This window comes from Candidatus Wallbacteria bacterium (genome assembly GCA_028687545.1).
In the GTDB taxonomy this organism is placed as follows: domain Bacteria; phylum Muiribacteriota; class JAQTZZ01; order JAQTZZ01; family JAQTZZ01; genus JAQTZZ01.
The window spans coordinates 1-5,755 of the sequence record JAQTZZ010000098.1 but is presented as its reverse complement, the minus strand read 5'-3'; the positions used below and the strand labels follow the sequence as shown (position 1 = coordinate 5,755).

The following is a 5,755-nucleotide window of genomic DNA, read 5'->3' as shown; positions in this document are numbered from 1 at the left end:
TTTTCATGCGATTGAGCCTGTTGCGGATACCGGTCAGGCCTGAGGAAATCCCGGGCCTTCCTGAATCAATGCGCAAAAAAACCCTGGGTAAGTTTCTGGACACCTTCCTGCTTGAACACAATCAGGTTGGACTGATTGAACTGCATAGCCTTCTCAAGGAGCATGCGGCACGCCATCTGGATGATCCCAGGAGGAGCAAGCTGCAGCTGGAGATCGCTGATTTCTTTTTCCGGAAAAAGAGCGCTTCGATCACTGATCTGAAAGAGGCATACTATCACTATCAGGGTTCAGAAGAACCTGAAAAATCCGTAGACGTGCTGCTTCGCCTGTGTGATGAATTGCAGCTCATGGGATCTGAAAGTGGAAATGCCATGCACCTGATCAGCGGTATTCTTCAGACTTCCGCTCAGCGGCCCCTGGGACTTTCAGGATGCACAGCCATAGAGTTCGTCGATGGAGTTCTGCAGACAGGCAATGATTATCGCACACAGGAATTGCTGCGGGCCAAGACAGAACTCCTGATTTATCAGAAAAAGTTTTCTGAAGCTGAGAAGGCTTTGAAGGATATCTCGGGCAAAGCAGTCCGCAGTTTTCTGAATGCGAGGATAGTCTGCGAAAGCGGGACCAGTGAAGCCAGAGCAACTCTGGAATCACTGCTCTTAGGAAACCCGGCTGACAGGGAAAAATACGAAATACTGATCAGACTGGCAGTGATCTGCAACTCACAGGGGGATTTTCTCTATTCCACGAACTATTTTCAATCACTCAAGACCGCTAAAAACCTGAATTCATACCCACTGCTGCAGGCCTGGTTTTTCAGGGAATATGCAGGTTTCCTTGCAGGCTGGGGCGATGTTGTGCACGGTTTGGAGTCAGTCAGGGCTGCAGAGAGTATTTACAGAGAATACAGCGCCATGTATCCCATGGCCTTGACCATTCATATCCAGGCCTGCCTGCTCTCTGACCTCCAGGAATACGAAAAGGCCCTGGAACTCCTGGCCCGCTCCAGTGTCATCAGACGCGAACTCAAAGATTACCGCGGCCTGGCAACGGATCATAATATCAGAGGAGATATCTACTTCCTGCAAGGGAAAATCAAAGAGGCTGTCCGTGAGAAACAGGAAGGCTTGACAATCTGTCATCACTGCAATCTGATCTACATCCAGGCAGTGATCCATAATTCGCTGGGAGAGATTTTTACCCGGGAGGGAAACTGGGATGAAGCAGAGACTGATTTCAAAACCGCCTTGGATCTTCTCACCAGGATCGACGAGCCAGGCTTATCTTCAAGAGCCAAACTGAGTTATTCCCAGTATCTGCTGATCAGGGGCAGGACTCAGGAAGCGCACAAAATTCTGGCCGAACTGGCAGGATTTGCTCAAAACTTCCAGCCAAGGGTCCTGGCAGGATTGTATTTTTTCCGTTCTCTGATCTTTGGAATGGAAGGAAATCAGTCTGAAACAGACAGCTGCTGGTCGAAATACCTGGAAAGCATCGGGAAACTGCCTGTTCAGGCACAGGAAAAGCTTAAATCCGACTTTCAATGGTATGCTGATAGAATTTCCTGCAGAAAAAGCGATTGCTCTTTCATACTTCTGTGCAACGGCAGCCGGAAAGAAATTGGGGAGCAGGAGATTTCCGAAATCCGCTCCAGAAAAAACAAGTACGAATTTTTCTCGGATTTCGACTTGAGGGAACTGTGGATCGATGGCAAGGAGATCACCTTTTTCAATAAAAGAGTGCTTGTACCCCTGTTGTTTCTGTTTGCCAGCGAACCTGGCATGATCTTTAAACCTGCAGAGATCTTCCCAAAGGTCTGGGAACGCAAATATGATGCTGAAACCGATGGCAGCACTTTCAGGATGACAATCGCCAGGCTGCGTTCCGCACTCGGTGACGACGAGCGGGAACGATTCATCAGATTTTCCACAGATGCCGGAGGATATCAGTTCAACGACCAGACTTCGTATTGCGTGATCTTTCCCCATGGTCATCAAATCCATCAGGAAAAAACCTGAAATTCTTTTATTTGAAACAGGTTGAAACAAGATGAAACAGGATGAAGCAGAATGAAACTTCCCAATCCAGCGGTTCGGATGAATAATTAGTCTATAAAAGAATCTTGCAGAAGTCTAAGTGGGGAGGATGGAGTATGAAAAGGACTACAATTCTATTACTGGTATTAGCAGCGGCGATTGCCGCATTTTCAGGGGTTCAGGACTGCACAACCACTTTCGCAGGCAAGGCTTTTGTCACAGTGGCTGACAGAAATAGCGAATATGAAGCGATCCGAGTCGACAACTCCACTGGTAGAGTAAACAGTCTGGATGATGCCAGGGCTGCAGCAATGGAGTGTTTTTCAAAAACCAGGGCGCTGGCTCTGAAAACTGCGGAACTCACCTGGCGGCTTTCAGAAGAAGATCTGATTATAACAGGACATCCTTCAATTATCGTGACCAGGACCAAGGGGAGAACTGGTCAAAACGGTTATTGCAAAGGTACAGTGGAAGTTGCGTTTGAGATCGAATTTTCAGTTGACAATGGAAACCATGAAACCCTTTCAATGGTGTTTGAGTATCAGGCAGGGGACGCGGAGATGGAAGCTTTCATCCAGGAAATCAAATCAGGCAAATACGATAAACTCAAGGACGATCTCGCAGATATGATCGGAATTTCGGCAGACAAGATCACCATCTACAGCGTGAAAGAAGTTGATCCCTCTACTGTCCCTTATTAACTCCCTGGCAGGCAGGACCCAATGTCCTGCCTGCACCCCTCCGTTGTGGCCTTATGGAAAATCGAAAAGCTGAACACAGGAAAAAAACAAAATCCGGAATCAGGAGAGCATATGAATCTGAAATCAATGATTTTTTTAGCGATCTGCTTATTCAGCAGGAGCATTTTTGCGCTTGAAATTGGCTCATTGAGCAGTAATCCTGCAGTCCGCTTCGGAAATGCCGTCAGGGTCGCTGAATCCGAAAAAGCGACCTACAGCATATCCCTTTCAGCACTGGCAGGCGGATTTTTCGTCGAAAACAGGCGGTTACTGGCTCGTCCCGATCTGCAGCCGGAAAATCGATTCAAGGAATTGAAGATTTCCCGGAATCTGCCTGCCAAGTATGACCTGAGGGAAAAGGGGTGCGTCACTCCGGCGAAAAACCAGGGCGACTGCGGAAGCTGCTGGGCCCACACTTTTACCGGAATCTTCGAATCCCTGATCCTGATGCACGACAAAGTGGCCACTGACCTGTCTGAACAGGACCTGATGAATTGCAACAAAAAAGGATACGGGTGCGACGGGGGATACGAGGATGTGCTCCAGTATTTCGTGGATCAGGGTGCAGCCCTGGAAAAGGACTGCCCATATGTAGGCCATGAACTGGCCTGCCAAAGCGGAATTTCACATCCATACAAGCTCTCGGGCTGGAAAGTGCTGGATACAAATGAGTCAACCCCGCCTGCTCCTGAAATCATCAAGCAGGCCATCCTCGACTATGGACCAGTATCTGTCAGTGTCGCGGCAGACGACAGTTTCATGCTCTATCATGGCGGGATATTCAACCACGACGGCCAGGAACTGAATCACCTGGTAATGCTGGTAGGCTGGGACGATTCGATGGGCAGCAAGGGCTGCTGGATCCTGAAAAACTCAGGGGGCCCGCAATGGGGTGAGAACGGATTCATGTATATCGAATACGGCAAATCTAAAGTCGGGATCTATCCTGCAATCCTGCAATACAAGTGATCAAGGAAGGTTGCAGCCGATAAGCCTGACAACAGGGATTGAGAAAATCAGAATGCTTTGACAGTCTCAGAGCACAATTGTTAATCTGATTCCATGCTCTATGATATTCCGTTACCGATCGGTACCGTCATTTCAGGCTGCAGGGTGCTGGAAAAGATCAGCGAAGGCGGCATGGGGGCTGTTTACAAAGCCCTGGACCTGTCGCTTGGCCGCATGGTAGCCATCAAAATCATCAAACCCATGGCAATGAGTGCAGGCAGGGAGCGATTCCTGAGTGAATCAAGAGAGAGATTCCTGCAGGAAGCCAAAATGCTTGCCCAATGCCGTCATCCGGGTATTGTGCAGATTTTTGCCTGGGGGGAACATGAAGGTCTCCCCTATTTCGTGATGGAATATCTGGAAGGGGATTCTTTGGAAAACTTTCTCTCAAAAGCCAGGGATCTGGCTGAGCGGGAAAAACACCCTGAACTTCCTGCAATCAAAGCCGGGAAATCAGACCCTGGATTACCGTATTTTCTCCGCGATCCGTTGATCAGTCCCTTGAAGGATCCGGATTATCTGGACAAAGTTAATGCCCTGATCGCCGAGTTAGCTGAAACTCTAGGCGTAGTCCACCGTCTCGGCATCATCCACCGGGATATCAAGCCGGCCAATATTCTGGTCTGCCATAGCGGAGCAGTCAAACTGGTTGACTTCGGCCTTGCCAAAAGCGAAGAATCCCACAATCTAACCCAGACCAAACAGGTGGTCGGCACTTTCAATTACATGGCGCCAGAGCAATTCATGGGCAGACAGGGGAAAATCACTCCTCAGACTGACATCTACGGTCTTGGGGTGACATACTATGAACTCTCGACCATGAGAAGGCCTGTGGAGGAAGAAAATGTCGGTGCCATTGCCCATGCGGTAACTCAGGGAAATCTCCCGGAGCCCCGCTCGATTAATCCAGCCATTCCAGCCTGGGTCAACCGTATCATCATGAAATGCCTGCATAAGGATGCTGAAGCCAGGTATTCCTCAGCAGGAATGCTCTCAGAAGCGATCCGGAATAAAGACATTCTAAACGATCCGGTTCAGTGCGAAAAAGCCCTGGAAAACAATCCCGAACCTGGACAACCTTCCTACCCAAAACCAGACAAATGGAAAATCTTAAGATCTTGTTTTATTACATTGATGATTCTTTGGATAGTCTTTTTCATTGCCCGGACCTTTCATGCTCCGGTGAGTAAATTAAGTGAGATCACTGAAACCGTGAAAAACCCGGCTGATCTTTCTCCAGCGTATGGCGACTGTATCGTAGCAGCTCTTTTCTCTAATCCTGCCACTCTCAATCCTCTGGTTGACAGTGACCCTGAAGCTGAAACTGTCAACAGCCTGGTCCTGAACTGTCTGATAAAAAAAGACGTCAACAACGAGTGGACAGGAGACCTGGCCGAGCGCTGGGAACAGAGTGATGATGGAAAAATCCTGACCTTTTACCTGAAGCAGGGAGTGAAATGGCATGACGAAGTTGGATTCCAGGCAGCAGATGTGCTGTTCACATATCAGAAAATCCAGGAACTGAGCGCTGAATGCTGGTTCAGCAATATTTTCACACATATCGAGACATTGGAAGCGATCGATCCAATGACTGTCAGGGTCACTTATGACACTCCATACGCTCCGGCTCTCAACCAGTGGTTGTTCTATATTCTCCCCGAGCATGTCCTGAATGGAAAAAGCCTGGATTCAGACTGCTGGAACAGAACCTCGATCGGCACAGGTCCTTTCCGCTTTTCAGAGTGGATTCCTGATGAGCAGATCATTCTGACAGCCAATCAAGATTATTTTAACGGACGCCCTTTTTTACAGAGATGCATCTTCAGGATCATACCTGATGAATCCATGAAATTCCTCGCACTGCAGAGGGACGAGATTGATCTCGCCTGGCTGAACAGCGACCAGTTTATCAAGCATGCCGATGAAGAGGGATTCAAGAATCACTTCAATATCTATCGTTCCTCCAACAAC

At 48.5% G+C, this 5,755-nt stretch carries 4 protein-coding genes; all 4 read left to right on the top strand.

Annotated features, from left to right (window positions below; translation table 11 throughout):
• A partial coding sequence (locus tag PHW04_18960; protein ID MDD2717975.1) for a tetratricopeptide repeat protein occupies positions 1 to 2,018 on the top strand: 2,018 nt, incomplete at its 5' end.
• Positions 2,019 to 2,152: 134 nt separating this feature from the next.
• Positions 2,153 to 2,737, top strand: a complete 585-nt coding sequence (locus PHW04_18955; GenBank protein ID MDD2717974.1) for a hypothetical protein — start codon at positions 2,153 to 2,155, stop codon at positions 2,735 to 2,737.
• Positions 2,738 to 2,848: 111 nt separating this feature from the next.
• The gene (locus tag PHW04_18950; protein ID MDD2717973.1) at positions 2,849 to 3,745 is read left to right on the top strand and encodes a C1 family peptidase; all 897 of its coding nucleotides are present in this window, start codon (positions 2,849 to 2,851) and stop codon (positions 3,743 to 3,745) included.
• A gap of 93 nt (positions 3,746 to 3,838) precedes the next feature.
• On the top strand, positions 3,839 to 5,755 hold a 1,917-nt coding region (locus tag PHW04_18945; GenBank protein MDD2717972.1), incomplete at its 3' end, for an ABC transporter substrate-binding protein.